We start from the raw sequence: 26,093 nt of genomic DNA on the forward strand, positions 1-26,093 counted from the left end.
CCGATCAAGGACGGATCCGACGCGCCGGATTCGCGGGCGTTTCGGCCCCGACCCGCTGAGCGAAGAGGTGCGATGATGGACGGCGACCTGACCAAGACCCGCGGCTTCGAGGACGCCCTGACCGGCGAGCAGCGGATCCGCAACTTCAACATCAATTTCGGGCCACAGCACCCGGCGGCGCACGGCGTACTGCGCCTCGTGCTGGAGCTCGACGGCGAGATCGTGGAGCGCTGCGATCCGCATATCGGCCTGCTCCATCGCGGCACCGAGAAGCTGATGGAGAGCCGGACCTACCTTCAGAACCTCCCCTATCTCGACCGGCTCGACTACGTCGCGCCGATGAACCAGGAGCATGCCTGGTGCCTCGCGATCGAACGCCTGACCGACACGCCTGTGCCCCGGCGGGCGCAGCTCATCCGCGTGCTCTTCTGCGAGATCGGGCGCATCCTGTCACATCTGCTGAACGTCACGACACAGGCGATGGATATCGGCGCGCTGACCCCGCCGCTCTGGGGCTTCGAGGAGCGCGAGAAGCTGATGGTGTTCTACGAGCGGGCCTCCGGCGCCCGGCTCCACGCCGCCTATTTCCGCCCCGGCGGCGTGCATCAGGACCTCACGCCCGACCTTCTCGACGACATCGACACGTGGTGCGGGACGTTCCCGGCCGTGCTTGACGACATCGACACCCTGCTGACCGAGAACCGGATCTTCAAGCAGCGCAACGTCGACATCGCCATCGTCTCCGAGCAGGAGGTGATGGACTGGGCGTTCTCCGGCGTGATGGCGCGGGGCTCCGGCCTGGCGTGGGACCTTCGCCGCGCGCAGCCCTACGAATGCTACGACGAGTTCGAGTTCCGGATCCCGACCGGTGCGAACGGGGATTGCTTCGACCGCTACCTCGTCCGCATGGAGGAGATGCGGCAGTCCGTCGCGATCATGAAGCAGGCCATCGCCAAGCTGCGCGAACCCGAGGGGCAGGGCGACATCCTCGCCCGTGGCAAGATGACCCCGCCCTCTCGGGGCGACATGAAGACGTCGATGGAGAGCCTGATCCACCACTTCAAGCTCTATACCGAAGGCTTCCACGTGCCCGCGGGCGAAGTCTATGCCGCCGTCGAGGCGCCGAAGGGCGAGTTCGGCGTCTACATGGTCTCCGACGGGACCAACAAACCCTACCGTGCCAAGTTGCGCGCGCCGGGCTACCTGCACCTGCAGGCAATGGATCACATTACCCGCGGTCATCAGCTTGCCGATGTCGCGGCGATCATCGGCACGCTGGACGTCGTGTTCGGCGAAATCGACCGGTGATCCTGCGATTGGTTCCCGTTGCGGTGGTGGCGCTCCTCGGAGCGGCGCCGGTGGCAGCGCAGACGGCGCTTGAATACGAGACGGCGGTCCTCGACATGTTGCGCTATGGCGATTGTCGATACGACAACGGCGCCGACAATGCCGAGATCCGGTTCGCGCGTCAGATCGCGCCGAAGCTCGGGCTGACCTCTGCCCAGATCACCAATCCACGTTCGCCGCATTGGCAAGCGCTCCGCGAGGCTGTGGCCCGGCTCAAGGCGCGCGGCCTCGTCTCGTCCGAGGGCGAGGTGCTGAGCCTCGTGGACTGCGCCGGCTGATCGGCGGCCCTTGCAGCGCCCCGCGGCCAGCGCCTAAAGAGGCCGCGTCACGACGAAGGGACCCCCGATGCTCCGCCGCCTTTCCGCAGAACAGCCCGAGTCCTTCGCCTTCACGCCGGCCAACCAAGCCTGGGCCGAAGGGCAGATCACCAAGTATCCCGAGGGGCGGCAGGCTTCCGCGATCATTCCGCTGCTCTGGCGCGCGCAGGAGCAGGAGGGCTGGCTTTCCCGTCCCGCCATCGAGCACGTCGCCGGGATGCTGGGCCTCGCCTATATCCGCGCCCTCGAAGTGGCGACCTTCTACTTCATGTTCCAGCTTCAGCCGGTGGGCAAAGCAGCGCATATCCAGATCTGCGGCACGACGTCCTGCATGATCTGCGGCTCCGAGGACCTGATCGCCGTCTGCCGCGAGAAGATCGCGCCGCGTCCGCACGAGATCAGTGCCGATGGGCAACTGTCGTGGGAGGAGGTCGAGTGCCTCGGGGCCTGCGCGAACGCACCGATGGCGCAGATCGGCAAGGATTACTACGAGGACCTGACGGTCGAGCGTCTGGGCGAGATGCTCGACGCGTTCCGCGCGGGCGAAGTGCCGGTCCCCGGTCCGCAGAACGGGCGTTACGCGTCCGAGCCGCTGGAAGGTGTGACCGCGCTCGAGGAGCACGCGCGGAACCGCGACCACGATCAGAATGCCAGCGTCTCGCTTGCCACGACGATCGGCGACACCGTGAAGCGGATCGACGGGACGGAAGTGCCGCTGAAGACGCCGTGGCACCGCGCCGAGCAGGCCGACCCCGATCCCGAGACCGCCGCGCGGGATCCGAAGCTCGGCCCGGCTGGGCCGACCGGCCGGCAGGGCGGCACGGCGCCGGGCGAGCCCGAGGCCGACCGCAAGCGCGGCGATGCGAGTGACAAGGTCTCGAACGTCCAGGGCACGGACGTCGAGGCGACCGGCCGCCCCGACGAAGGCACGGTCGCGCCCGAGCCGGAGCGCGACGTCGACATAGACGGCGCCTACAAGCCCGGCGGTGAACGCAACGCGCAGCCGGCGGACGAGCCGGTCGATACCGATGGCGAGCCACGGGGGTCGCAGACGGCGACGGAATCGCTCGCCACGCCCGCCAAGGCGACGCCGGAAAGTCCGTCGGAGCCATCCGCGGATGCGGCGATCGGCGTGAAACCGCAGACGCTCGACGCGCCGCGCGATGGCCGGGGCGACGATCTGAAGCGTCTTCGCGGTGTCGGGCCGAAGCTCGAAGACCTGCTGCATTCGCTTGGATTCTGGCATTTCGATCAGATCGCGCGCTGGTCCGACGAGGAAGCCGCCTGGGTCGATCGGCATCTCGAAGGCTTCAAGGGCCGCGTGATGCGTGACGAATGGGTCAAACAGGCTAAGGTGCTAGCCGAGGGGGGCGGGACCGGAGCCTCGCCCCGCGCCGAGGAGGGGAGCGGCGACTGACTTCGCGCCCCGCACAATACGGGGAGTGATTTCATGGACGACACCACCATCACGGTCTACCGCCACCGCTGGACGATCGCGGGGATCGGCGGGGCCATCGCGTTCCTGCTGTTCTGGCTGTCCATCGGCTGGGGGTTCATCGGCGCGCTGATCCTCGGCATCGTCGTCTTCGCCCTGCTGCTGATCGTCATCGGCATGATCGGAACGGACACGCCGGAGACGGAGGGCGCGAGCTTCACCGCGCCTCCGGCCTCGGCGACGACCGACCGGACCGGCCCCGTCGGCGGCAGCACGGTTCCGCCCAGCGTCGCCGGTGGCGGCGCGGCCGCGGGCGGCGGCGCGCCGGGCGCGACGGCCGAGGCCACGACCGGCACGCCGCTGGGCGAGGGGGCCGAGACGGCCGAGGCGCGTCGGGAGGACGAGATCACCGCCGCGAACGCGAAGATGTCGGGTCCGACCCACGAGACGCCTCCGGTCGTGGCGACATCGCCCGCCTCCGAACGCGCGGCCGACGTGGCACGCGGCAGCGTCGCGCCGACATCCGCGTCCGGGTCGGCGCCGTCCTCCGATCCCGTGGCCATGCCGCCGGCCGAACCGCCGGCGGAGGCATCGCCTGACGCCGACGTGACGGAAGACCGGACCCTGTCGTCCGAGGGTGACCCGTCAAACGAGGACCCGATGGCCGAGGCCGTGGCGGATGCGGCCGGCACCGGGAAGAAGCCCGAGACGCTCGACGCGCCGCGCGACGGGAGCGCCGACGACCTGAAGCGGATCAAGGGCGTCGGTCCGAAGCTCGAGGCGCTGTGCAACCGGCTCGGCATCTGGCACTTCAGCCAGGTCGCGGGCTGGACCGACGAGGAGGTGGCCTGGGTCGACCAGCATCTGGAGGGCTTCAAGGGACGCGTCCGCCGGGACGACTGGGTGGAGCAGGCGCGCGCCCTGTCGGGGGATCGTCCCGAGGGCACCCGCCTGTCCTAGGGGCGAGAGGTCGCGGGGATGCGGCGGCCGCTTGACGCGCTGCCTCCCGCGCTGTTGAAGGGGGCGCGACATGGCATCCGCACCGGACCATAGCAAGGCCGCCGCACGCTCCCGCGTGGTGGGCGGCGTGATCGTCGGAACCGCGCTGATCTGGATGGTGGCGCAGTTCGCGGGGGCCCGTCTGGGCGTTCCGGTGCGCTGGATGGTCCTGATCGACCTCGCGGCGCTGGCGGCGATGGTCTGGGCGATGATCGTGGCCGTTGGCCTCTGGCGCGCGCGCCGCGACAAGGAGTGAAGAGAATGCTGAAGGATCAGGACCGGATCTTCACCAACATCTACGGGATGGACGACCGTAGCCTGAAGGGCGCGCAGGCGCGCGGTCATTGGGACGGCACCGCCGACCTGATCGGGCTCGGGCGCGACAAGATCGTGGAGGTCATGAAGGCCTCCGGCCTGCGCGGCCGGGGCGGTGCGGGGTTCCCGACGGGTCTCAAATGGTCCTTCATGCCGAAGGAGAGCGACGGCCGCCCGGCCTACCTCGTCATCAACGCCGACGAGTCGGAGCCCGGGACCTGCAAGGACCGGGAGATCATGCGCCACGATCCGCACACGTTGATCGAGGGGGCCCTGATCGCGAGCTTCGCGATGGGCGCGCATGCCTGCTACATCTACATCCGCGGTGAATACATCCGCGAGAAGGAAGCGCTGCAGAACGCCATCGACGAAGCCTACGAGGCGGGTTTCCTCGGCTCCGACGCTTGCGGCTCGGGCTGGGATTTCGATCTCTACCTGCATCACGGCGCCGGCGCCTATATCTGCGGCGAGGAGACGGCCCTGATCGAGAGCCTCGAGGGCAAGAAGGGCATGCCGCGCATGAAGCCGCCCTTCCCCGCGGGCGCGGGCCTCTACGGGTGTCCGACGACGGTGAACAACGTCGAATCGATTGCCGTCGTGCCGACCATCCTGCGCCGGGGCGCGGAATGGTTCGCGGGCTTCGGCCGGCCGAACAACGCGGGCACCAAGCTCTTCGCGATTTCGGGTCACGTGAACCGGCCCTGCGTCGTCGAGGAAGCGATGTCGATCTCCTTCGAGGAGCTGATCGAGACGCATTGCGGCGGCATCCGCGGCGGCTGGGACAACCTCAAGGCGGTGATCCCCGGCGGCTCGTCCGTGCCGCTGATCCCCGGCGCGCAGATGCGCGAGGCGATCATGGATTTCGACTACCTCAAGGAACAGAAGTCGGGCCTCGGCACCGCCGCCGTGATCGTGATGGACAACTCGACCGACGTCGTGAAGGCGATCTGGCGGCTCAGCGCGTTCTACAAGCACGAATCCTGCGGGCAATGCACGCCCTGCCGCGAGGGGACGGGGTGGATGATGCGGGTCATGGACCGGCTGGTGAAGGGCGACGCGGAGGTTGAGGAGATCGACATGCTGCTCGACGTCACCAAGCAGGTGGAGGGTCATACGATCTGCGCTCTGGGCGATGCCGCGGCCTGGCCGATCCAGGGCCTGATCCGGCATTTCCGCGGCGAGATCGAGGACCGCATCAAGCACAAGCGCACCGGCCGCGTCAGCGCCGTCGCCGCCGAGTGACCGGCCGCATCGAATGATCGCCGAGACGACCCGTTCCGACACTCCGGCCGCGAGGACGCCCTCCGGGGCGACATGCCGATGACTTCGCGTCGGAGGCCTGTGACGCGGATGGTGGTCTTGCTGCTGGGCCTGACCCTGATCGCCTCCTGCGGGCGGCTCGACGGGCTTACCTCCGGCGTGTCGGGCCTGTTCGACCGGAACGGCGCGGGTGGACTGCGCGGTGCGCCGACGGAGTTCGGCGGGGTACGCTTCCGTACGCGCATGGCGATCGAGAGCGAGGACCGACGGGCCTTCTTGACGGCGACGACCGGTCGAGGCCCCGCCACCGACGCGGCGGAAGCGGGGCGCGTGCGCGCTGTCGAATATTGTCTGCGTCGCTTCGGCGGCTCGGACATCGTCTGGAGCGTCGGCCCGGAGAGCGTGCCGGTGAGCCCCCTCCGCGATGACCGAGGGGCGCTGATCCTGCGGGGCGTGTGCGTCACGCGCTGACGCCAGGACGCGGATATTGAATATCCGGCAATCCGCGACGATCTCGATCGGGTCCGTCCCATCGGAGCGTCCCCATGTCCCACTTTCGCCTTCTGCTGACTTTCGCAGCGCTTTCGCTCGCCGCGCCCGCCGCGGCGCGGCTCGGGGAGGAGCGGGGGATCACGGAAGGGCTTATCAACGTGGGCATCGCCTACGAGATCTCGGAGGTCTGTCCGACGATCGACGCCCGCCGGTTGCGGGGGCTGCGCTATCTTCTGGCCCTGCGCTCGGCGGCCTCCGACCTCGGCTATTCGCGTGCCGAGATCGAGGCGTTCATCGACGACGACGCCGAGAAGGACCGGCTCGAGGCAATCGCCCGCGGCCGTCTGGCACGGCTCGGGGCGCCGCGGGGCGACGTGGCGGCGCATTGTGCGGTCGGCCGGGCTGAGGTCGCACGAGACAGCCAGGTCGGTCGCCTGCTCGCCCCGCGTTGATGCGTCGCTGTCCCGCGCGCCTTGCACAGGACCCGGCCCGGCGGGTAAGCGGGGCGGGAGACGGGATGCCCGCGGCATCCGCCACCGGAGGCTGACGCAATGAGTGATCTCAAGAAGGTCGTGATCGACGGGACCGAGCTCGAGGTGCCGGGCGAGATGACGCTGATCCAGGCCTGCGAGCAGGCCGGCGTCGAGATTCCCCGCTTTTGCTACCACGAGCGCCTGTCCATTGCCGGCAATTGCCGCATGTGCCTCGTCGAGGTCGTGGGCGGCCCGCCCAAGCCCGCCGCGTCCTGCGCCATGCAGGTGCGCGACCTGCGGCCCGGCAAGGATGGCGAACCGCCGGTCGTCAAGACGAACTCCCCCATGGTCAAGAAAGCCCGCGAGGGGGTGATGGAGTTCCTGCTCATCAATCACCCGCTCGACTGCCCGATCTGCGACCAGGGCGGCGAATGCGACCTGCAGGATCAGGCGATGGCCTACGGCGTCGACTTCTCCCGCTACCGCGAGCCGAAGCGCGCCGCGATCGACCTCGATCTCGGGCCGCTGGTCGAGACGCACATGACGCGCTGCATCTCCTGCACCCGCTGCGTCCGCTTCACGACCGAGGTCGCGGGCGTCACCCAGATGGGCCAGACCGGACGCGGCGAGGACGCGGAGATCACGTCCTATCTGGGGGAGACGCTGAAGTCGAACCTGCAGGGCAACATCATCGATCTTTGCCCCGTCGGCGCGTTGGTATCGAAGCCCTACGCCTTCACCGCCCGGCCTTGGGAGCTCACCAAGACCGAGACGGTGGACGTGATGGACGCGCTCGGCAGCGCCATCCGCGTGGACACCAAGGGGCGCGAAGTCATGCGCATCCTTCCGCGCAACAATGACGGCACCAACGAGGAGTGGATTTCCGACAAGACCCGTTTCGTCTGGGACGGCCTGCGCCGGCAGCGGCTCGACCGGCCCTATATCCGTCGCGACGGGAAGTTGCGCCCCGCCACCTGGCCCGAGGCCTTCGCGGCGGTGGCCGATGCGGTGAAAGGCCGAAAGGTCGCTGGGATCGTCGGCGATCTCGTCTCTACCGAGGCGGCCTACGCGCTGCGCCGGCTGATGGACGCGATGGGCGGCGTGACCGAGTGCCGCACGGATGGCGCGGCCCTGCCGACGGAGCGCGCGGGCTATGCCGGCACCGCCGCGATCGAGGACATCGACACGGCGAAGCGCATCGTCCTGATCGGAACCGACCCGGCCCGCGAAGCGCCGGTACTGAACGCGCGCATCCGCAAGGCCTGGCTGCGCGGCGCTGACGTCTCGTTGGTCGGCGAGGCCGCCGACATGACGTACGATTACGACCATCTCGGCACCGACCGGGCCGCGCTCGACGAACTGTCCCGTCGCATGCGTGACGAGGGAGAGAGCGACGTGGCCACGCTCGTCATCCTCGGCAACGCCGCGATGACCGGCGAGGACGGGGCCGCCGTGCTCGCCCATGCCCGCGCGATGGCGGAGGCGGCCGGGGCCGGACTCCTGATCCTGCATTCCGCCGCCGCCCGTGTCGGCGCGATGGATGCCGGCTGCCACACGGACGGCGGGTTGGACGCCGCGCTGTCGGCCGACGTGATCTACAACCTCGGCGCCGACGAGATCGACGTGCCGACCGGCCCCTTCGTCATCTATCAGGGCAGTCACGGCGACCGCGGTGCGCACCGGGCCGACGTGATCCTGCCCGGGGCCGCTTGGACCGAGGAGCAAGGGCTCTTCGTCAACACCGAGGGCCGTCCGCAGCTCGCGCTCCGCTCCGGCTTCGCGCCGGGCGAGGCCAAGGAGAACTGGGCGATCCTGCGCGCGCTTTCCGCGGAAATCGGGTTCCAGCTGCCCTTCGACAGCCTGGCCGAACTTCGCCGGGCGCTCGTCGAGGAGGCGCCGCAACTGGCCGAGCTCGACGCGGTGCCGGTCAACAGCTTCGAGCCCGCGGGCGAGTTGCCCGATCTGGGGGAAGGGGCGTTCGGACTCGCCGTGCGTGACTTCTACCTCACCAACCCGATCGCGCGGGCCAGCGTGCTGATGGCGGAGCTATCGCAGCTCGCGCAGGGCCGCGACCCGCAGCCGATCGCCGCGGAGTGATTCCGGCGGTGGCCGGCCCGGCGGCGTTCGGCCGCCCGTCACTGCGCGGCCCGCTGACCCGGGGGAATGGATTCGCGCGACGGGTTTCAACAAAGCTGAGCCGGAAGGGTGGCGTTCGGCGCGCGGATGCGGTTTACACCGTCTCGCCATCGCTCCCGAGCGGGCTTAGGACGATCGATGCCGCGGTTGCCTCTGGCGTGTGCAGCGCTCCGGGGCATCCTGACCGTATGAGGACGTGACTATGGCGGACTTTCTGGCCTCACCCTTCGGGATCACGCTTCTGATCCTCGCGCAATGCATGGCCGTCGTGGCCTTCGTGATGATCTCGCTGCTGTTTCTCGTCTACGGCGACCGCAAGGTCTGGGCGGCGGTGCAGATGCGTCGCGGGCCGAACGTCGTGGGCCCCTGGGGCCTGCTGCAATCGGTTGCGGACGCGTTGAAATACGTCCTCAAGGAAATCGTGATCCCGGCCGGCGCCGACCGTTTCGTCTTCATGCTGGCGCCGCTTCTGTCCTTCGTGCTGGCGATGGTGGCCTGGGCGGTGATCCCCTTCTCCGACGGATGGGTCCTCGCCGACATCAACGTCGCCGTGCTCTACGTCTTCGCCGTCTCCTCGCTGGAGGTCTACGGCGTGATCATGGGCGGCTGGGCCTCGAACTCGAAGTACCCGTTCCTCGGGAGCTTGCGCTCCGCCGCGCAGATGATCTCCTACGAGGTCTCCATCGGCCTCATCATCATCGGCGTGATCCTTTCCACCGGCTCCCTCAACTTCGGCGACATCGTCCGGGCGCAGGATACCGGCTGGGGCTTCTTCGGCTGGTACTGGCTGCCGCATTTCCCGATGGTGTTCCTGTTCTTCATCTCCTGCCTCGCCGAGACGAACCGCGCGCCCTTCGACCTGCCCGAGGCCGAGTCGGAGCTCGTCGCGGGCTACCAGGTGGAGTATTCCTCGACGCCGTTCCTGCTGTTCATGGCCGGCGAATACATCGCTATCTTCCTGCTTTGCGCCGTCAATTCGCTCCTGTTCTTCGGTGGCTGGCTCTCGCCGGTGCCGTTCCTTCCGGACGGGGTTTTCTGGATGGTGCTGAAGATGGCGTTCTTCTTCTTCCTCTTCGCGATGGTGAAGGCCGTCGTCCCGCGCTTCCGCTACGACCAACTCATGCGGATCGGCTGGAAGGTGTTCCTGCCGCTTTCGCTCGCCTGGGTCGTGGTGGTCGCTTTCCTCGCACGCTACGAAGTGCTCGGGGGCTTCTGGGCCCGCTGGGCCGTCGTCGGAGGCTGACATGACGCAGATCGACTGGACCCGCTCGGTCAAATACTTCTTGCTGGCCGACATGTGGTCGGGCCTGAGGATCGGACTGAGATACTTCTTCGCGCCGAAGGCGACGCTGAACTATCCGCACGAACGGGGGCCGCAATCGCCGCGGTTCCGCGGCGAGCACGCCCTTCGCCGCTATCCGAACGGCGAGGAGCGCTGCATCGCCTGCAAGCTCTGCGAGGCGATCTGCCCCGCGCAGGCGATCACCATCGATGCCGAGCCGCGCGAGGACGGGTCGCGGCGCACGACGCGCTACGACATCGACATGACGAAGTGTATCTATTGCGGCTTTTGTCAGGAGGCCTGCCCGGTCGACGCCATCGTCGAGGGGCCGAACCTTGAATTCGCGACCGAGACCCGGGAGGAGCTGATCTACGACAAGCAGAAGCTTCTCGACAACGGCGAGCGGTGGGAGCCGATCCTCGCCAAGAACCTCGAGCTGGACGCACCCTACCGATGAGTGATCCGCAGAACCCCTTCGCCACCTGGATGACGCACATGCAGGACATGGCGCGAACGATGAACCCCGCGCTCGAGAAGTTCACGCCGCAGGGTTTCGAGAAGCTCTGGCCGACCATGCCCCGCGACGTGATGGAGCAGTTCGCCGGCAAGGGCATGAATCCCGAAGGGCTCGACGCCAAGACCAAGATGCTGCTGACGCTCGCGGGGCTGACCGTCCTCGGCGCGCAGGCGGAAGCGCAGGTGCGGCTGACCGTCCGGCAGGCCAAGGAGCAGGGCGCGACGAAGCAGGAGATCGCCGAGACGATCGGCTTGATGGGCCTGTTCGGCGGGCTGCCGGCGATGAACAAGGCGATGACGCTCGCCACCGAGGTGCTCGAGGAGGACAAGGAATGAGCGTTCTCGATGTCGCCTTTTACCTGTTCGCGATCGTTACCGTTGGCGCGGGGCTCTTCACCGTCGTCTCGCGAAACCCGGTCCATTCGGTGCTGTGGCTGATCGCGTGCTTCCTGTCGACGGCGGGGCTCTTCGTTCTGCTCGGTGCCGAGTTCGTCGCCATGCTCCTCGTCATCGTCTACGTGGGCGCGGTCGCGGTGCTCTTCCTCTTCGTGGTGATGATGCTCGACATCGACTTCGCCGAGCTGAAGGCCGAGATGGCGCGCTACGTGCCGCTCGCGGGCCTGATCGGCATCGTGCTGCTGATGCAGCTCGCCATCGCCTATGGCGTATGGGAGGCGGCGGAGGGCGTCGTCGTGGCCGAAGGGCTCGACACGATCATCGTCCCGCCGGCAATCAACACGGCCGCGCTCGGACTGATCCTCTACGACCGCTACTTCCTGATGTTCCAGCTTGCGGGTCTCATTCTGCTCGTGGCGATGATCGGCGCCATTGCACTGACCTTGCGTCATCGCAAAGACGTCAAGCGCCAGAACGTGCTGCACCAGATGTGGCGCGACCCTGCCACGGCCATGACGACCCATGACGTGAAACCCGGCCAAGGCCTGTGACGAGGAACGCGGAATGTCCCAGACGACCATAATCATCATTATCGTCCTGATCATCGTCCTGGTCGGCGGCTACAGCTTCTTCTGAGCCGCCGGGCCCAGGGACACGAAACGAGAGGGCGGGCAGACGCGCCCCGGAGGACTACGATGATCGGACTCGAGCATTACCTGACCGTGGCGGCCGCACTCTTCGTGATCGGCATCTTCGGCATCTTCCTCAATCGGAAGAACGTGATCATCATCCTGATGTCGATCGAGTTGATGCTGCTCGCGGTGAACATAAACTTCGTCGCCTTCTCGGGCTTCCTCGGCGATCTGACGGGGCAGGTCTTCACCCTGTTCGTCCTCACCGTCGCCGCCGCGGAGGCCGCGATCGGGCTTGCCATCCTCGTCTGCTTCTTCCGCAACCGCGGCACCATCGACGTCGAAGACGTCAACGTGATGAAGGGCTGAGCGACATGACGACGATCATCCTCCTCGCGCCCCTTCTCGGCAGTCTGATCTGCGGCTTCGGCTGGCGCTTCATGGGCGAGAAGGCTGCGATGGTCACGGCGACCGCGCTCCTGTTCCTCGCCGCGTTCCTGTCCTGGATCGTGTTCTTCGCACATGACGGCGAGACCCACATCATCCCGCTCATGCGCTGGATCGAGAGCGGGTCGCTGCTCACCGACTGGGGAATCCGCCTCGACCGGCTGACGGCAATCATGCTGATCGTGGTGACGACGGTGTCGTCGCTCGTCCACCTCTACAGCTTCGGCTACATGGATCACGACCCGCAATGGCGGCAGGGCGAAGTCTACAAGCCGCGCTTCTTCGCCTACCTGTCGTTCTTCACCTTCGCGATGCTGGCGCTGGTGACCTCCGACAACCTTCTTCAGATGTTCTTCGGCTGGGAAGGCGTTGGCGTCGCGTCCTACCTCCTGATCGGTTTCTACTGGCGCAAGCCCTCGGCCTCGGCCGCCGCGATGAAGGCGTTCATCGTCAACAGGGTTGGTGATTTCGGCTTTGCGCTCGGCATCTTCGGTCTGTTCTACCTGACGGACTCGATCAACTTCTCAGACATCTTCGCGGCCACGCCCGAGATTGCCGAGACGAATATCCACTTCCTCTGGACGGACTGGAACGCGGCGAACCTGCTGGCTTTCCTCCTGTTCATCGGCGCGATGGGCAAGTCGGCGCAGCTCGGCCTGCACACCTGGCTGCCCGACGCGATGGAGGGGCCGACCCCGGTTTCCGCCCTGATCCATGCGGCGACGATGGTGACGGCGGGCGTGTTCCTCGTCTGCCGCATGTCGCCGTTGATGGAGTTCGCGCCCGAGGCGATGACCTTCGTCGTCGTGATCGGCGCGGCGACCGCGTTCGTGGCGGCGACGATTGGCCTCGTGCAGTTCGACATCAAGCGCGTGATCGCCTATTCGACCATGTCGCAGCTAGGCTACATGTTCGTGGCGGCCGGGCTGGGCGCCTATTCGGTGGCGATGTTCCACCTCTTCACCCACGCCTTTTTCAAGGCGATGCTGTTCCTCGGCGCCGGCTCCGTCATCCACGCGATGCACCATGAGCAGGACATGCGGAACTACGGCGGCCTGCGGAAGAAGATCCCCTATACGTTCTGGGCGATGATGATCGGCACGCTCGCCATCACCGGCGTCGGCATCCCGCTCACCCATATCGGCTTCGCGGGCTTCCTGTCGAAGGACGCGGTGATCGAGACCGCCTATGCCGGCGCGCCCGGCGCGTTCTGGGCACTCGTCGTCGCGGCGCTGTTCACCAGCTTCTATTCCTGGCGGCTGATGTTCATGACCTTCTACGGCGCGCCGCGGGGGGACAAGCACACGCATGAACACGCCCACGAGAGTCCGCTCGTGATGACGATCCCTCTCGGCGTTCTGGCGCTCGGCTCGGTCCTCGCGGGCATGATCTGGTACAACAGCTTCTTCGGCGACCATCACGCCATCGAGGAGTTCTTCGGCATCACCGGCGGCGAGGTTCATGCGGCCGCGCCCGCCGGCACCGGCGAAGATGCCTCGGGCGAGGACATCACCGAACTTGGCGAGGCGGAGACCTCCGAACCCGTCGCCATGTCCGTGCCGGGCGAGGGCGCCATCTACATGGGCGCCGAGAACAACATCATCGACGATGCGCACCACGTCCCCGTCTGGGTCAAGGTCTCGCCCTTCATAGCGATGCTGATCGGTTTCGGCGTGGCATGGCTGGGCTACATCCGCCAGCCGGGCCTTCCGGCGCAATGGGCCGCGACGCTTTCGCCGCTGCACCAGTTCCTGTTCCGGAAGTGGTACTTCGACGAAATCTACGACGCCGTCTTCGTCCGCCCGGCCAAGCGGATCGGGTCGTTCCTCTGGAAGAAGGGCGACGGCACCGTCATCGACGGCTCGATCAACGGTCTCGCCATGGGGATCGTGCCGTTCTTCACCCGCGCGCTGAACCGGGCGCAGTCGGGCTACATCTTCACCTACGCCTTCGCGATGGTGATCGGGATCGTCGTCCTGATCACCTGGACGACGATCGCCGCCGGGAATTGAGGGTCGGAACTCATGGACAACCTTCTTTCCATCGTCACCTTCACGCCGATGATCGCCGCGGCGATCCTCGCGCTGTTCCTGCGCGGCGACGACGCGGCCGCGCAGCGCAACGCCAAGTGGCTGGCCCTCGGCGCGACGACCTTCACCTTCATCGTCTCGCTCTTCGTCCTGTCGGGCTTCGATGCCGCCGATCCGGGCTTCCAGCTCGTAGAGGAGCGGGACTGGTTCCTCGGGCTCAAGTACAAGATGGGCGTCGACGGGATCTCGGTCCTGTTCGTGATGCTGACGACCTTCCTCATGCCGCTGGTGATCGCGTCCTGCTGGGACGTCACGACGCGGGTGAAGGATTACATGGTCGCGTTCCTCGTGCTGGAATCGCTGATGATCGGCGTGTTCTGCGCGCTCGACATGATCCTGTTCTACCTGTTCTTCGAGGCTGGCCTCATCCCGATGTTCCTGATCATCGGCATCTGGGGCGGGGCGAACCGGATCTACGCGTCCTTCAAGTTCTTTCTCTACACGCTCCTCGGCTCGGTCCTGATGCTCGTCGCGATGATCGCGATGTATCTCGATGCCGGCACGACCGACATTCCGACGCTCCTCGCGCACCAGTTCAGCTACGCGCCGCTCAGCGTCTTGGGGCTCGACGTCGTCGGCGGCGCGCAGACGCTGCTCTGGCTCGCTTTCTTCGCGTCCTTCGCGGTCAAGATGCCGATGTGGCCGGTCCATACCTGGCTGCCCGATGCGCACGTCCAGGCGCCCACGGCGGGGTCGGTCGTCCTCGCCGCGATCCTGTTGAAGATGGGGGGCTACGGTTTCCTGCGGTTCTCGCTGCCGATGTTCCCCGTGGGCTCGGAGGTGATGGGGCCGCTCGTCCTGTGGCTCTCGGCCATCGCCATCGTCTACACCTCCCTCGTGGCGATGATGCAGGAGGACATGAAGAAGCTGATCGCCTATTCCTCCGTCGCGCATATGGGCTTCGTCACGATGGGCATCTTCGCCGCCAACCAGCAGGGGATCGACGGCGCCATCTTCCAGATGATCAGCCACGGCTTCGTCTCCGGCGCGCTGTTCCTCTGTGTCGGGGTGATCTACGACCGGATGCATACGCGGGAGATCGCGGCCTATGGGGGCCTCGTGAACCGGATGCCGGCCTACGCGCTCGTCTTCATGCTCTTCACGCTGGCCAATGTCGGCCTGCCTGGCACCTCCGGCTTCGTGGGCGAGTTCCTGACGCTCATGGGCGTGTTCCAGGTCAACACCTGGGTCGCCTTCGTCGCCACCACCGGCGTGATCTTCTCGGCCTGCTACGCGCTCTGGCTCTACCGGCGGGTCGTGTTCGGCGACCTCATCAAGGAGAGCCTGCGGTCGATCACCGACATGACCGGGCGGGAAAGGGTAATCTTCGCGCCACTCGTGGTGGCCACGATCCTGCTCGGCGTGTATCCGAGCCTGATCACCGACATCATCGGCCCCTCCGTCGCCAACCTTGTCGAGACCTACGACGTCGCCACGTCCGATCTGGTTCTGGATCGGGCGGTCGCGGATGCCGGACATTGAGAGAGGCCGCCGATGAGCGCTGATCTGAACATCATCCTGCCCGAGATCGTCCTCGCGGTGTATGCGCTCGGCGCCCTGCTCGTCGCTGTCTATACCGGCAAGGACGCGCTCACTCGTCCGCTGATCTGGCTCACGGCCGCCGTCTTTGTCGTCGTCGCGTTCTGGATCGGTGTTTCTTCGGAGGTCGGGACCGGCTTTACCGCGATGATCGTCAAGGACGGGTTCAGCCGCTTCGCGGAGGTCACGATCCTCCTCTCGGCGGCGATCGTGCTCGTCCTGAGTCAGGACTACATGGCCCGCTTCGGCCTTTCCAAGTTCGAGTACCCGCTGCTGATCACGCTCGCCGTCATCGGCATGATGGTCATGGTCTCTGCCGGCAACCTGCTGACGCTCTACATGGGGCTCGAGCTGCAATCGCTGTCGATGTATGTCGTGGCCTCGATGCGACGCGACAACGTCAAGTCGACGGAGGCGGGGCTCAAGTATTTCGTTCTCGGCGCGCTGTCCTCGGGGCTGCTGCTCTATGGCATTTCGCTTACCTACGGTTACGCCGGCTCGACCGAGTTCGCGGCCGTGATCCTCGCGGCGTCGGGCGAGGTGCCGCTCGGCCTTCTGTTCGGGCTCGTCTTCATGTTGGCAGGGCTGGCCTTCAAGGTTTCCGCCGCACCCTTCCACATGTGGACGCCGGACGTCTACGAGGGCGCGCCGACGCCGGTCACGACCTTCATGGCGACCGCTCCGAAGGTCGCCGCGATCTGCATGTTCGCTCGCGTCACGCACGACGCTTTCGGCAACGTTGTGGAGGATTGGCAGCAGATCATCGCGCTCCTGTCCGTCCTGTCGATGTTCGTCGGCGCCATCGCCGCGATCGGCCAGCGCGACATCAAGCGGCTGATGGCCTATTCCTCGATCGCCCATATGGGTTACGCGCTGATGGGCCTCGCCGCCGGTACCGTAGGCGGGGTCGAGGCGATGCTGCTCTACATGGCGATCTACGTCGTGATGAATATCGGCACGTTCGCCTTCATCCTGACGATGACCCGTGACGGTCTGGAAACGACCGACATCATGTCGCTCAACCGGCTTTCCGAGGCCCGCCCCGGGGCTGCGCTGGCGCTGCTCCTGCTGATGTTCAGCCTCGCCGGCATCCCCCCAACGCTCGGTTTCTTCGCCAAGTACGCGGTGCTGCAGGCGGCGGTGGATGCCGGACTCGTCTGGCTCGCCGTGCTGGGCGTGATCGCCTCCGTCATCGGTGCGTTCTACTACCTGCGCATCGTCTACTACATGTATTTCGGCGAGACCGAGGCGCCGCTCGACAACGATGTGCCGGTCGTCCAGATGGTCGCCCTCGCCGCGTCGGGCATCCTGATGCTGGCGCTGTTTCCGAACCTTCTGGGGCTGGAACCGGCCGCCGCCGCCGCCGCCGCCGCGCTGGTCCGGTAAATGGCCGCCCCCTGGCCCGAGGGGGTGGACCGCGTCGTCCTGCCTGAAACCGACAGCACCTCGGCCGAACTCGTCCGCCGGCGCCCCGCGCGGCCGACCTGGCTTCTCGCGCATCATCAGTTGGCGGCGCGCGGCCGCCGGGGTCGCGTCTGGGCGATGCCGCTGGGTAATTTCGCCGCCTCGCTGAGCTATGTACTGGCCGACGACCCGTCCCGGATCGCGCTGCGCAGCTTCGTCGCGTCGCTGGCGCTCCACGACGCACTTACGGAACTTGGCGTCGCGGATCTGACGCTCAAATGGCCGAACGACGTTCTGCTCGGCGACCGCAAGCTTGCCGGCATCCTTCTCGAATGCCCCGTGCCCGGCTGCCTCGTCGTCGGCATCGGCCTCAACCTCGCCGTCGCACCGGACGCGGCGGTGCTGGAATCCGGAGCCGTCCCTCCGATCGCGCTGGCTGAGCGGGGTCACGACGTCCGGCCGGAGGTGCTCCTCGACGCGCTTGCGCCGGCCTATGCAGCGCGTGAAGCCGCGTTCCGCGCCGAAGGGTTCGCTCCGATCCGCGAAGCGTGGCTCGCTCGGGCCGCCCGGAGCGGGCAGCGGATCACCGCGCGGACGATGACGGAGACGCGCATCGGCATGTTCGAGGACGTGGACATGGAGGGGCACCTGATCCTCGCCGAAGGTTCGGGGCGTCATCGTATCGCCGCCGCGGATATCTTCTTCGCCGAGGCGCCATGCTCCTGACCGTCGATTGCGGAAACACAAACACCGTCTTCGCCATCTGGGACGGCAGGCAGTTCCTCGCCTCCTGGCGCTGTGCCACGCAGCACCAGCGCACGGCAGACGAGTACTACACTTGGCTCCGGACCCTGATGGCGCTGAACAAGGTCGAGGTGGCGATCACCGACGTCATCGTCTCCTCCACCGTGCCGCGCGTGGTCTTCAACCTGCGGGTGCTCTGCGACCGGTATTTCGCCACGCGCCCCCTCGTCGTCGGCAAGCCCGAGACCCGCCTGCCGGTCGATGTCCGCGTCGATGCCGGCACGCAGGTCGGGCCCGACCGGCTGGTGAACACCGTGGGCGGCTACGACCGCCACGGCGGCGATCTGATCGTCGTGGATTTCGGCACCGCCACGACCTTCGACGTGGTCGACACCGACGGCGCCTATGTCGGCGGCGTGATCGCGCCCGGCGCGAACCTCTCGCTCGAGGCGCTGCACATGGCGGCCGCGGCGCTTCCGCATGTCGACATCACCCAGCCGCAGCGGGTGGTCGGCACCAACACCGTCGCCTGCATGCAATCGGGCGTGTTCTGGGGCTATGTCGGCCTCATCAAGGAGATCACCGCGCGCATCCGCGCGGAACGTGATCGGCCGATGAAGGTAATCTCCACCGGAGGGCTTGCGCCGCTCTTCCAGCAGGCCGAAGTGCTCTTCGACGCATTCGAGGACGACCTCACGATGCACGGTCTGACCGTGATCCACAGTTACAACAAGGAAAACGCATGAGCGCCAAGCGCGAGCGGCTTATATATCTCCCCCTTGGCGGGGCCGGCGAAATCGGGATGAACGCCTATGTCTACGGCTACGGGCCGGAAGGGCAGGAACGGCTGATCCTCGTCGATCTCGGCATCGCCTTTCCCGACATGGATTCGACCCCCGGCGTCGATGTGATCTTGCCCGACATCTCCTGGCTCAGGGACAACCTCGACCGGCTGGAGGCGATCTTCGTCACCCACGGGCACGAGGATCATGTCGGCGGCGTGGGCCATCTCTGGCCCGAACTGCGCGTGCCGGTTCATGCCCGCCGATTCACCGCCAACCTCGCCCGGCGCAAGATGGTGGAGAAGGGACAGGACCCGAAGGTCGTCGTCACGGCCGATCCGTTCCCCGCGATGATCGAGGCCGGACCGTTCCGCGTGGGCTTCCTGCCGGTCTCTCACTCGATCCCGGAAAGCGCGGGGCTCGTCATCGACACGCCCGCGGGCCGGATCATCCATACCGGCGACTTCAAGATCGACGCGTCGCCCGTCGTGGGAGAGGCGTTCGACCCCGACCTCTGGGCGGAGGCCGCCAAGCCCGGCGTGCGTGCGCTGGTCTGCGATTCCACCAACGTCTTCTCCAGGCATCCCGGCCGCTCGGAAGCCGAGGTCGCGCCGAACTTGAAGCCGTTGGTGAAGGCGGCGTCGGGCATGTTCGTCGCCACAACCTTCGCCTCCAACGTGGCGCGGCTGAAGTCGCTCGCGGAAGCGGGGGAGGCGGCCGGTCGGTCGATCTGCCTGATGGGCCGGGCCATGCGCCGGATGACCGAAGCGGCCACGGAGGAGGGTCTGCTGCAGGACTTTCCCAAGACCGTTTCGCCCGAGGATGCAGTGAACATCCCGCGCGAGAACCTGATGCTGATCGTGACCGGCAGCCAGGGCGAGCGCCGCGCCGCCTCGGCGCAGCTGTCGCGCGGCAAGTATTTCGGGATTGAGCTCACCGAGGGCGACACGTTCCTGTTCTCGTCGAAGACGATCCCCGGCAACGAACGTGACGTCGGCATCATCATGAACAACCTCTCCGAACTCGGCGTGGATGTCGTGACCGACGACGACGGTCTCTACCACGTCTCCGGCCACGCCAACCGCCCCGACCTCGAGACCATCCACCGCCTCGTCGATCCGCAGGTGGTCATTCCCATGCACGGCGAGCACCGGCATCTGCGCGCCCATGCGAAATTGGCCGAGTCGCTCGGCCGCGCCGGAATCGTCGCGCCCAACGGCACGATGCTCGATCTCTCGGGCAATGCGCCGGTGGTGATCGACCATGTCGAGACGGGCCGGACCTATCTCGACGGCGCGGCGCTCGTGGGGCAGTTCGACGGCGTGATCCGAGATCGCATCCGCATGGCGCTGAACGGCCATGTGGTCGTGGCCTTGATGGTCGACGACGACGGCGAGGTCCTGGAGGATACCTGGGTCGATCTGCGCGGCCTGCCCGAGCAGGGCAACGGCGCCGCGCCGCTTGCCGAGTTGATGGAGGACCATCTCGCCGGCGTCTTGGCGCGTGTGGACAGGCGGACGGCGGACGACGACGAGAAGCTGGAGGACCTGATCACGCGCGGCGTTCGCAAGGTGGCGCAGGACGAGGCCGGCAAGCGGCCAGAAGTCTCGGTCCTGATCACGCGCCTGACGGCGGAGTGAAGCGGACCCCTAGCGATCGAACGGCGGGCAACGGATCAGGATGGGAACCGCCAGAGCATCCGCGATGATCCGCTCCGCCGTGTTCCTCGCCCTGCCGGGGCTTCCTGTCCCGGTATTGGCGGGGGTTGCTGTGTCGGCGTCGTCCTAAGGTTCGAACGTCTCGGGAGCGATGCCTGCAATGACGTCGATTCCGGCCTCGCCTACGAGCCATGCTGGCCGCTTTGGCAAGGTCTGACGGACGCGCCTGTCGAGGGTGGCGTCTTGTACGACAGCTACGAGGAAGTCTCGCCCATCGCCGTCGTCGGTCTGGTCCGGTAGATTGCGGAGCCCAGGCCGGCGCGGCCCGGATCAGCGGCGTTGCCTGTTGCGACGGGCTCTCCGGGATCCTGAAGGATAGCTACGGCATCCTGACTGCCGGCGGCTTCATCCGGATGGGAATCGTCACTGCCACCGATCGGACCGAACGTATGGAGTTCCGTCTCAACGACTTGCCCTACATGAGCGACGACGTGGACAGCGCTCTGAACCTGTCGCTCGTCAACTCGTCCTTGGCAATCGTGTCCACAACGACGGGTGTGCTTGAGGACGATCTAACGATCCCCTGCGCCCCGCCCGGCAGCGGCCCGTCCGCAATCGGTCTCACGTCCCAACTGAGCATGCCACGTCCGGCGGTGACCCGAGCGCAGTGGAGGGTGACCTACACGGCGCAGGACATGGGCGGCACCCCGCCACGCCGGTTGGCGCGCATTTGCCGCGAACGGACATACGCGCACGACCGTTATAATCGGTCTCCAGTACCAGCAATCGCCGTCGAAGGCGTCAGGCGTCGCGGCGCTCGGCCGGGGTCATCACGCAGAACAGCTCGGCGACCTTGATGCCCCATTTGCGGAACTGGCTGCGGTTCAGGATCGTGCCGTCCGCCTGGAGGTACATCCAGTCGACCGCGTCCAGAAGGTGCCCACCATTCTCCCGCGGCAAACGTATCGTGTAGGCAAGGCGCAACGTATTGCCCGATGTCTGCCCGTGCCCCGCCTCGAGAACGTCGTCCGCCTCTGCCCGGAGCGAGCCGTCGCTGCCGATCGTCAATCGCCATTGCCGGGACTGGCGGCTGCCGTCGTCGTAGACGAACGTCTCGTCCATAACGCCGCTCGGTCCGCTCCAGTGCGTTTCCATCACGGCCCGGAACTGGGAGGTGACGCGGCCGGTCGGACCGAAGATGACCCCGCGGCAATCCATTCGCCCGGACAGGTGGCGCACGAGGTCCAGGCGCGGCTGGCAGTCCCCGTAATCTTCCGGACGCTGCGCCTTGAAGCTCGCGAACCGGCGAAGATACCAGAACCCGAAAGCGGCGAGGGCGATCCCCAGCAGCAGAATGAAGAGAAAGGGCATCGACGAACCTCGCGTCCAACGCGAACCGGTGACGTCGGACATAGTGCAGATGAAAACTAAACTTTGTTAATAAACCGACCGGAGACAAATGCGCGACGGGGGAGGGTGAGTTCCCGCTGAAGTGGTGCAAGCACGTCGGATCGCCGAAAACGACGTCGTCCGGTCCGCCGGTGTCGGTAATGTCACACGTCGCGCCGCGTCGCTCGCGGCGCCGATCATTCCGCGATCGTAGCGTTGTAGAGCGGTACGGTCGAGATAGACATCTTCGCGGAGCCCTGGTTCAATTCCTGCGCGTGGGCCAGGTAGATGAGGGTCTGGTTCGCCTCGTCGAAGATGCGCTTGATGCGCAGCGACTTCAGCACGATCGACCGGCTCTCGCGGAACACCTGCTCCCCGTCCTCGGAGCGGTCGATGTCGCCCAGCCGGATCGGTCCGGTCTGCCGGCAGGCAATGGACGCGTTGGACGGATCCTCGAACCAGTTGCCCTGGCTCAGCCGGTCGATCAGCGACCGCTCGAAATAGGCGATGTGGCAGGTCACGCCCTCAACCTTCGGGTCCTGGATCGCGTCGATGATGATGTCGTTGCCGACCCAGTCGACGCCGACTTCGCCGACCTGCTCGGCGGATAGAGGTGCGGCGAGGGCGAGGGAAGCGGCAAGGGCGGCGAGAAGCGGTATGCGTGTCATGTCCGAAAACGCGGGGCCGCGACGCTTCGTTCCCTTCCGGGGGGCGAAACCCGTGCTAGGCTCGACGCATGTCACAAAGCCGGGGGAGCGCAAGATGACACGGATGACGGCCAAGGATTTCGATCAGGATCTGCTGGACCTCTACGACTTCTATGCGCACGGCAGGATCTCCAAGCGGGAGTTCCTCGACCGGGCCGGCAAGTGGGCCGTGGGCGGCCTGACGGCCGGGGCGATCTTGGGGATGCTGAGTCCGGATTACGCGCTGGCCCAGCAGGTGGCCGAGGACGACGACGATCTGATGTTCGAGGAAATCACCTACGACAGCCCGAACGGCAACGGTCAGGTCAACGCCTATCTCGTGCAGCCCTTCGCGCCCGAGACGCCGCCCGCCGCCGTGCTCGTCGTCCACGAGAACCGGGGCCTGAACCCCTATATCCGCGACGTGACGCGGCGGGTGGCGAAGGCCGGGTTCATCGCGATGGCGCCCGACGGACTGACAAGCGTGGGCGGCTATCCCGGCAACGACGAGGAGGGGCGCGATCTGCAGACGCAGGTCGATCCCGAGCTTCTGATGAACGACTTTTTCGCGGGCTACGAGCATCTCGCCGCGATGGAGGGGTCGAACGGCAAGGTCGGCGCGACCGGCTTCTGTTACGGCGGCGGCGTGGTGAACGCGCTCGCGGTGGCCTATCCGGAGCTTTCGGCGGGCGTGCCCTTCTACGGCCGGCAGCCGGCGGCGGCGGATGTGCCGAAGATCGAGGCGCCGCTCCTGCTGCAATACGCGGCGCTCGACAGCCGCATCAACGAGGGGTGGCCGGGTTATCAGAAAGCGCTGGAAGAGAACGACAAGCGCTACGAGGCGCTGATCTGGCCCGAGGTGAACCACGGCTTCCACAACGACACGACCCCGCGCTACGACGCCGAGGCGGCGGAGGCGGCTTGGGAGAAGACGATCGCCTGGTTCCGCGTCTATCTCGCCTGACCGGCGACACGCTGGCCCTTCGTCGCCGGGCGCGTTAGTCCCGGCGCGCCATGACCGACGCCGCGACGCCTTACGACCCGCCGGACGGGCCGATCCCCGAGATCTGGCGCGACGAGCATCTGCTCGTCGTGGACAAGCCGGACGGGCTCCTGTCGGTGCCGGGCCGGGGCGCGCATCTCGCAGATTGCCTGATCGCCCGGCTCGCGGAACGCGACCCGGAAGTGCTGCTCTGCCACCGGCTCGACCGTGACACGTCCGGCATCATGGTCTTCGCCCTGACCAAGCTCGCGCAGCGCAAGATGGGGCGGATGTTCGAGGTTAAGCGCGTGAAGAAGCGCTACGTCGCCCGCGTCTGGGGCGAGGTCGCTGCTCCTTCGGGGACCGTGGACCTGCCGCTCATCGTGGACTGGCCGAACCGTCCGCTGCAGCATGTGAACCACGAGCGCGGCAAGCCGGCGGTGACCGAGTGGCGGCGGGAGGCGGTCGAGGACGGCACGACACGGATGCGCCTGATGCCGCGGACCGGGCGGAGCCACCAGCTCCGCGTCCACATGCGAGAACTCGGCCATCCGATCCTGGGCGATCCGTTCTACGCCGAGGGGGCGGCGCGCGATTTCCCGCGGATGATGCTGCATGCCGAGGGGCTCAAGTTCGAGCATCCGGTCACCGGACAGATGTTGCGGCTCGCGGCGCCCTGTCCGTTCTGACGGTTCTTTTCCAGCCTGCCCCGGGGCACTAGGTGAGGTGCGACACGTTAACCTTTGAGGAGGCCGTCATGAGCCTGCGCATCAACCAGACCGTCCCCGATTTCGAAGCCGAGACGAGCGATGGACCCATCAAGTTCCACGACTGGATCGGCGACGACTGGGCGATCCTGTTCAGCCATCCGAAGGACTTCACGCCCGTCTGCACCACCGAGTTCGGCGCCGTCGCGCAGCTCGACGCGGAGTGGAAGAAGCGTGGCGTCAAGGTGATCGGCATCTCGGTCGACAACGCGGAGAGCCACCGCAAGTGGAAGGACGACATCGAGACCTATGGCGGCGCGCCGGTGGGGTTCCCGCTGATCGACGACGAATCGCTGGAGATCTCGAAGGCTTACGACATGCTGCCCGCCGACGCCTACCTGCCCGACGGGCGCACGCCCAACGATACTGCGACGGTGCGGTCGGTCTACATCATCGGGCCGGACAAGAAGCTGAAGCTGTCGATGACCTATCCGATGAACGTCGGCCGCAACTTCGCCGAGGTGCTGCGCGCGGTGGATGCCCTTCAGAAGGCAGGGAAGCACGGCGTGGCCATGCCTGCGAACTGGGAGGCGGGGCGGGACGTGGTGATCCCGGCCACGGTCTCCGACGAAGACGCGAAGGCGAAGTTCGGCGAGTTCACGACGCATTTCCCATATCTGCGGATGACCAAGGACCCGGTCTGACCCCCTTGGCCCCGCGGCAGTCCTGACGTCGCGGGCCTGACCGAAAGGGCAGGGTGGGATGCGTCAGGTCGCGCCCGCCCGTTCGCTCAGGCGGTGCGACCGGACGAAAACCGCCGTGATCCCCGGGATCGCGGCGGTCCATACGAACATCGGCCCGAGACCGAAAGCGGCCGCGGCGAATCCCGCCGCCACCGGTCCGAGGACACCGCCCAGGGCGACGAACAGGAGCACGGCGGTGAAGCCGGGTGCCGGCCGTTCCGGGAACAGGCGTTCCGACCAGAACGCCAGCGTCGCGCTCATCATCATCACGAAGATTCCCTGCAGCGCGGCCGCGAGCCCGACACCGATCCAGGATGTCGGTGTCAGGCCGACGAAGGCGAGCGAGAGCGCCGAGGCCAGCATCAGCAGGCCGAGCAGCGGCCCGAGGCCCAGTCTCGACCGGGCTCGTCCGGTGGCGAGACCCAGAAGCCCTGCAAGTCCGTAGAAGATGAACACGATGGCAGCCGCGGCGTTGGCGGGCAGTCCGGGCAGGCCTCCCGCCTGCGCAATCCGCTCGGCGGCGAAGGAGATGAAGATCGCCGAGGTTGTCCCGAAGGAAAGCGCGACGCCGTAGAGCGGGAGCGCCGACCGCTTCATAAGGATCGACCAGTGCCAGGCCGCCTCGTCGCCGGCGCGGGCGGTCCCGTCCTGCAAGGCGATCCGATTCGCGGCGAGTACGAGCGCGGCTGCGACGGCGAAGCCCACCCAGGCAACACGCCACGACAGGCCAGCCGCGCTCAGGCCGAGTGCGGTGACACCTGCCGCCGCGATCCCGAGACTGGTGCCGGTGCTGATGACAGAGAGCGCGCGCGGCCGTGCCTCGTCCTCGATTCTTCGATGCACCGCGTCGTTGAACGGCGCCCAGGTGAAGCCGGGGCTCGACATCGCGAAGAAGACGCCCGTGGCGAGGATCGGCAGGTTCGGGGCCGCGGCGATCAGGCCCATGCCGAGGATTGCGGCGGCGAGGCCGAGGAGGACAGGAGACCGCGGTCCGTAACGCGCGGTCATTGCGCAGGTGCCGAAAAGGCCGAGAAGAAAGCCGAAGAAGCCGAGGCCGGAGACGAGCCCCGCCATCTCCGTCGAAAAGGAGAAGGTCGCGCGAAAATCCGTGAGGAACAGGCCGAATCCCATTCGGGCCGGACCATAGGTCATTGCCGTCGCGGCGAAGCCGGCGGCCGGCAGGGTCCAGAGCGGCGGATTGCGTCGCATCTGTCAGGAACGGCGCGGACCCCGGACGCGTTCCCGCAACATCCTGGTCGGTCCCGCGACACGCGCCGGCGATCGGATGGGAACGCACGCAGCAAAAAGGGACCGATCCCGAA

Annotated in this window: 26 protein-coding genes and 1 pseudogene; 24 read left to right on the forward strand and 3 right to left on the reverse strand. The window is 66.9% G+C overall.

Annotated features, from left to right (window positions below):
* Nucleotides 1-75 precede the first annotated feature (75 nt).
* The 21 genes and pseudogenes from Q1A87_RS03725 to Q1A87_RS03825 all read left to right on the forward strand — a co-directional run bounded on the left by Q1A87_RS03725 (nt 76) and on the right by Q1A87_RS03825 (nt 20,246).
* The gene (locus Q1A87_RS03725; protein ID WP_299647643.1) at nt 76-1,308 is read left to right on the forward strand and encodes an NADH-quinone oxidoreductase subunit D; all 1,233 of its coding nucleotides are present in this window, start codon (nt 76-78) and stop codon (nt 1,306-1,308) included.
* Complete coding sequence (locus Q1A87_RS03730; protein WP_299647205.1) at nt 1,305-1,625, forward strand: hypothetical protein; 321 nt, start codon at nt 1,305-1,307, stop codon at nt 1,623-1,625. Before Q1A87_RS03725 ends, Q1A87_RS03730 begins: the two co-directional genes overlap by 4 nt.
* Before the next feature lie 67 nt (nt 1,626-1,692).
* Nucleotides 1,693-3,081 carry an NADH-quinone oxidoreductase subunit NuoE gene (nuoE, locus tag Q1A87_RS03735; protein WP_299647207.1) on the forward strand — a complete coding sequence of 463 codons (1,389 nt, stop codon included), beginning with the start codon at nt 1,693-1,695 and terminating at the stop codon, nt 3,079-3,081.
* A 33-nt stretch (nt 3,082-3,114) separates the two neighbouring features.
* Nucleotides 3,115-4,059 (forward strand): hypothetical protein, encoded by a 945-nt coding sequence (locus Q1A87_RS24145; protein ID WP_363322942.1) that lies wholly within the window; start codon nt 3,115-3,117, stop codon nt 4,057-4,059.
* Nucleotides 4,060-4,129: 70 nt separating this feature from the next.
* Complete coding sequence (locus Q1A87_RS03745) at nt 4,130-4,354, forward strand: DUF5337 domain-containing protein (RefSeq protein ID WP_299647209.1); 225 nt, start codon at nt 4,130-4,132, stop codon at nt 4,352-4,354.
* A gap of 5 nt (nt 4,355-4,359) precedes the next feature.
* Nucleotides 4,360-5,655: an NADH-quinone oxidoreductase subunit NuoF gene (gene nuoF, locus Q1A87_RS03750; RefSeq protein WP_299647211.1), complete on the forward strand. Its 1,296-nt coding sequence runs from the start codon at nt 4,360-4,362 to the stop codon at nt 5,653-5,655.
* A 99-nt stretch (nt 5,656-5,754) separates the two neighbouring features.
* Complete coding sequence (locus Q1A87_RS03755) at nt 5,755-6,144, forward strand: hypothetical protein (RefSeq protein WP_299647213.1); 390 nt, start codon at nt 5,755-5,757, stop codon at nt 6,142-6,144.
* A 74-nt stretch (nt 6,145-6,218) separates the two neighbouring features.
* Nucleotides 6,219-6,617 (forward strand): DUF5333 domain-containing protein, encoded by a 399-nt coding sequence (locus tag Q1A87_RS03760; protein WP_299647215.1) that lies wholly within the window; start codon nt 6,219-6,221, stop codon nt 6,615-6,617.
* Between the two features lie 99 nt (nt 6,618-6,716).
* Nucleotides 6,717-8,735 carry an NADH-quinone oxidoreductase subunit NuoG gene (gene nuoG, locus Q1A87_RS03765; protein ID WP_299647217.1) on the forward strand — a complete coding sequence of 673 codons (2,019 nt, stop codon included), beginning with the start codon at nt 6,717-6,719 and terminating at the stop codon, nt 8,733-8,735.
* A 53-nt stretch (nt 8,736-8,788) separates the two neighbouring features.
* Nucleotides 8,789-8,974 (forward strand): annotated as a pseudogene (locus tag Q1A87_RS03770) (hypothetical protein); the annotation flags it as partial.
* 2 nt (nt 8,975-8,976) lie between these two features.
* The gene (gene nuoH / locus Q1A87_RS03775) at nt 8,977-10,017 is read left to right on the forward strand and encodes an NADH-quinone oxidoreductase subunit NuoH (RefSeq protein ID WP_299647219.1); all 1,041 of its coding nucleotides are present in this window, start codon (nt 8,977-8,979) and stop codon (nt 10,015-10,017) included.
* Nucleotide 10,018: 1 nt separating this feature from the next.
* Nucleotides 10,019-10,513, forward strand: coding sequence for an NADH-quinone oxidoreductase subunit NuoI (gene nuoI / locus Q1A87_RS03780; RefSeq protein ID WP_299647221.1), 495 nt, complete (start codon nt 10,019-10,021; stop codon nt 10,511-10,513).
* Nucleotides 10,510-10,908 carry a carboxymuconolactone decarboxylase family protein gene (locus Q1A87_RS03785; RefSeq protein WP_299647223.1) on the forward strand — a complete coding sequence of 133 codons (399 nt, stop codon included), beginning with the start codon at nt 10,510-10,512 and terminating at the stop codon, nt 10,906-10,908. Before nuoI ends, Q1A87_RS03785 begins: the two co-directional genes overlap by 4 nt.
* Nucleotides 10,905-11,519 (forward strand): NADH-quinone oxidoreductase subunit J, encoded by a 615-nt coding sequence (locus Q1A87_RS03790; protein ID WP_299647225.1) that lies wholly within the window; start codon nt 10,905-10,907, stop codon nt 11,517-11,519. The genes Q1A87_RS03785 and Q1A87_RS03790 overlap by 4 nt, the downstream gene beginning before the upstream one ends.
* A gap of 144 nt (nt 11,520-11,663) precedes the next feature.
* Complete coding sequence (gene nuoK, locus Q1A87_RS03795; protein ID WP_092780793.1) at nt 11,664-11,969, forward strand: NADH-quinone oxidoreductase subunit NuoK; 306 nt, start codon at nt 11,664-11,666, stop codon at nt 11,967-11,969.
* Between the two features lie 5 nt (nt 11,970-11,974).
* A complete protein-coding gene (nuoL, locus tag Q1A87_RS03800) occupies nt 11,975-14,059 on the forward strand; it encodes an NADH-quinone oxidoreductase subunit L (protein WP_299647228.1) in 2,085 nt (694 codons plus the stop codon).
* Nucleotides 14,060-14,071: 12 nt separating this feature from the next.
* Complete coding sequence (locus Q1A87_RS03805) at nt 14,072-15,619, forward strand: NADH-quinone oxidoreductase subunit M (RefSeq protein ID WP_299647230.1); 1,548 nt, start codon at nt 14,072-14,074, stop codon at nt 15,617-15,619.
* A 12-nt stretch (nt 15,620-15,631) separates the two neighbouring features.
* Nucleotides 15,632-17,062, forward strand: a complete 1,431-nt coding sequence (gene nuoN, locus Q1A87_RS03810; RefSeq protein WP_299647232.1) for an NADH-quinone oxidoreductase subunit NuoN — start codon at nt 15,632-15,634, stop codon at nt 17,060-17,062.
* Nucleotides 17,063-17,806, forward strand: a complete 744-nt coding sequence (locus tag Q1A87_RS03815; protein WP_299647234.1) for a biotin--[acetyl-CoA-carboxylase] ligase — start codon at nt 17,063-17,065, stop codon at nt 17,804-17,806.
* Complete coding sequence (locus tag Q1A87_RS03820; RefSeq protein WP_299647236.1) at nt 17,797-18,570, forward strand: type III pantothenate kinase; 774 nt, start codon at nt 17,797-17,799, stop codon at nt 18,568-18,570. The genes Q1A87_RS03815 and Q1A87_RS03820 overlap by 10 nt, the downstream gene beginning before the upstream one ends.
* Complete coding sequence (locus Q1A87_RS03825) at nt 18,567-20,246, forward strand: ribonuclease J (protein WP_299647238.1); 1,680 nt, start codon at nt 18,567-18,569, stop codon at nt 20,244-20,246. Before Q1A87_RS03820 ends, Q1A87_RS03825 begins: the two co-directional genes overlap by 4 nt.
* 819 nt (nt 20,247-21,065) lie before the next feature.
* Here the strand turns inward: Q1A87_RS03825 and Q1A87_RS03830 are convergent.
* Entirely contained in the window at nt 21,066-21,635 is a 570-nt protein-coding gene (locus Q1A87_RS03830; RefSeq protein WP_299647240.1) for a DUF3833 family protein, read from the reverse strand.
* Nucleotides 21,636-21,850: 215 nt separating this feature from the next.
* On the reverse strand, nt 21,851-22,321 hold the full coding sequence (locus Q1A87_RS03835; protein WP_299647242.1) for a CreA family protein: 471 nt from the start codon (nt 22,319-22,321) through the stop codon (nt 21,851-21,853).
* Between the two features lie 94 nt (nt 22,322-22,415).
* Between Q1A87_RS03835 and yghX the strand changes: the two genes are divergently transcribed.
* From yghX to Q1A87_RS03850, 3 genes are all read left to right on the forward strand, one after another.
* On the forward strand, nt 22,416-23,303 hold the full coding sequence (gene yghX, locus Q1A87_RS03840; protein ID WP_299647244.1) for a YghX family hydrolase: 888 nt from the start codon (nt 22,416-22,418) through the stop codon (nt 23,301-23,303).
* A gap of 50 nt (nt 23,304-23,353) precedes the next feature.
* Nucleotides 23,354-24,010: an RluA family pseudouridine synthase gene (locus Q1A87_RS03845; protein ID WP_299647246.1), complete on the forward strand. Its 657-nt coding sequence runs from the start codon at nt 23,354-23,356 to the stop codon at nt 24,008-24,010.
* A gap of 68 nt (nt 24,011-24,078) precedes the next feature.
* Nucleotides 24,079-24,732, forward strand: a complete 654-nt coding sequence (locus Q1A87_RS03850) for a peroxiredoxin (protein ID WP_299647248.1) — start codon at nt 24,079-24,081, stop codon at nt 24,730-24,732.
* Between the two features lie 63 nt (nt 24,733-24,795).
* On the opposite strand, the gene Q1A87_RS03855 is transcribed toward Q1A87_RS03850, so the two are convergent.
* Entirely contained in the window at nt 24,796-25,980 is a 1,185-nt protein-coding gene (locus Q1A87_RS03855) for an MFS transporter (protein ID WP_299647250.1), read from the reverse strand.
* Between the last annotated feature and the right edge of the window lie 113 nt (nt 25,981-26,093).

The organism is uncultured Jannaschia sp. (genome assembly GCF_947494055.1).
Lineage (GTDB): Bacteria > Pseudomonadota > Alphaproteobacteria > Rhodobacterales > Rhodobacteraceae > Jannaschia.

Bases quoted from the DNA above. Each gene is read 5' to 3' on its own strand.
- Q1A87_RS03760 (WP_299647215.1), top strand. From the start codon at position 6,219: ATGTCCCACTTTCGCCTTCTGCTGACTTTCGCAGCGCTTTCGCTCGCC.
- Q1A87_RS03785 (WP_299647223.1), top strand. From the start codon at position 10,510: ATGAGTGATCCGCAGAACCCCTTCGCCACCTGGATGACGCACATGCAG.
- yghX (WP_299647244.1), top strand. From the start codon at position 22,416: ATGACACGGATGACGGCCAAGGATTTCGATCAGGATCTGCTGGACCTC.
- nuoK (WP_092780793.1), top strand. From the start codon at position 11,664: ATGATCGGACTCGAGCATTACCTGACCGTGGCGGCCGCACTCTTCGTG.
- Q1A87_RS03790 (WP_299647225.1), top strand. From the start codon at position 10,905: ATGAGCGTTCTCGATGTCGCCTTTTACCTGTTCGCGATCGTTACCGTT.
- Q1A87_RS03855 (WP_299647250.1), bottom strand. From the start codon at position 25,980: ATGCGACGCAATCCGCCGCTCTGGACCCTGCCGGCCGCCGGCTTCGCC.
- nuoG (WP_299647217.1), top strand. From the start codon at position 6,717: ATGAGTGATCTCAAGAAGGTCGTGATCGACGGGACCGAGCTCGAGGTG.
- Q1A87_RS03830 (WP_299647240.1), bottom strand. From the start codon at position 21,635: ATGCCCTTTCTCTTCATTCTGCTGCTGGGGATCGCCCTCGCCGCTTTC.
- Q1A87_RS03845 (WP_299647246.1), top strand. From the start codon at position 23,354: ATGACCGACGCCGCGACGCCTTACGACCCGCCGGACGGGCCGATCCCC.
- nuoN (WP_299647232.1), top strand. From the start codon at position 15,632: ATGAGCGCTGATCTGAACATCATCCTGCCCGAGATCGTCCTCGCGGTG.
- Q1A87_RS03835 (WP_299647242.1), bottom strand. From the start codon at position 22,321: ATGACACGCATACCGCTTCTCGCCGCCCTTGCCGCTTCCCTCGCCCTC.
- Q1A87_RS03820 (WP_299647236.1), top strand. From the start codon at position 17,797: ATGCTCCTGACCGTCGATTGCGGAAACACAAACACCGTCTTCGCCATC.
- Q1A87_RS03815 (WP_299647234.1), top strand. From the start codon at position 17,063: ATGGCCGCCCCCTGGCCCGAGGGGGTGGACCGCGTCGTCCTGCCTGAA.
- nuoH (WP_299647219.1), top strand. From the start codon at position 8,977: ATGGCGGACTTTCTGGCCTCACCCTTCGGGATCACGCTTCTGATCCTC.
- Q1A87_RS24145 (WP_363322942.1), top strand. From the start codon at position 3,115: ATGGACGACACCACCATCACGGTCTACCGCCACCGCTGGACGATCGCG.
- Q1A87_RS03725 (WP_299647643.1), top strand. From the start codon at position 76: ATGGACGGCGACCTGACCAAGACCCGCGGCTTCGAGGACGCCCTGACC.
- Q1A87_RS03805 (WP_299647230.1), top strand. From the start codon at position 14,072: ATGGACAACCTTCTTTCCATCGTCACCTTCACGCCGATGATCGCCGCG.
- nuoL (WP_299647228.1), top strand. From the start codon at position 11,975: ATGACGACGATCATCCTCCTCGCGCCCCTTCTCGGCAGTCTGATCTGC.
- nuoF (WP_299647211.1), top strand. From the start codon at position 4,360: ATGCTGAAGGATCAGGACCGGATCTTCACCAACATCTACGGGATGGAC.
- Q1A87_RS03745 (WP_299647209.1), top strand. From the start codon at position 4,130: ATGGCATCCGCACCGGACCATAGCAAGGCCGCCGCACGCTCCCGCGTG.
- nuoI (WP_299647221.1), top strand. From the start codon at position 10,019: ATGACGCAGATCGACTGGACCCGCTCGGTCAAATACTTCTTGCTGGCC.
- Q1A87_RS03850 (WP_299647248.1), top strand. From the start codon at position 24,079: ATGAGCCTGCGCATCAACCAGACCGTCCCCGATTTCGAAGCCGAGACG.
- nuoE (WP_299647207.1), top strand. From the start codon at position 1,693: ATGCTCCGCCGCCTTTCCGCAGAACAGCCCGAGTCCTTCGCCTTCACG.
- Q1A87_RS03825 (WP_299647238.1), top strand. From the start codon at position 18,567: ATGAGCGCCAAGCGCGAGCGGCTTATATATCTCCCCCTTGGCGGGGCC.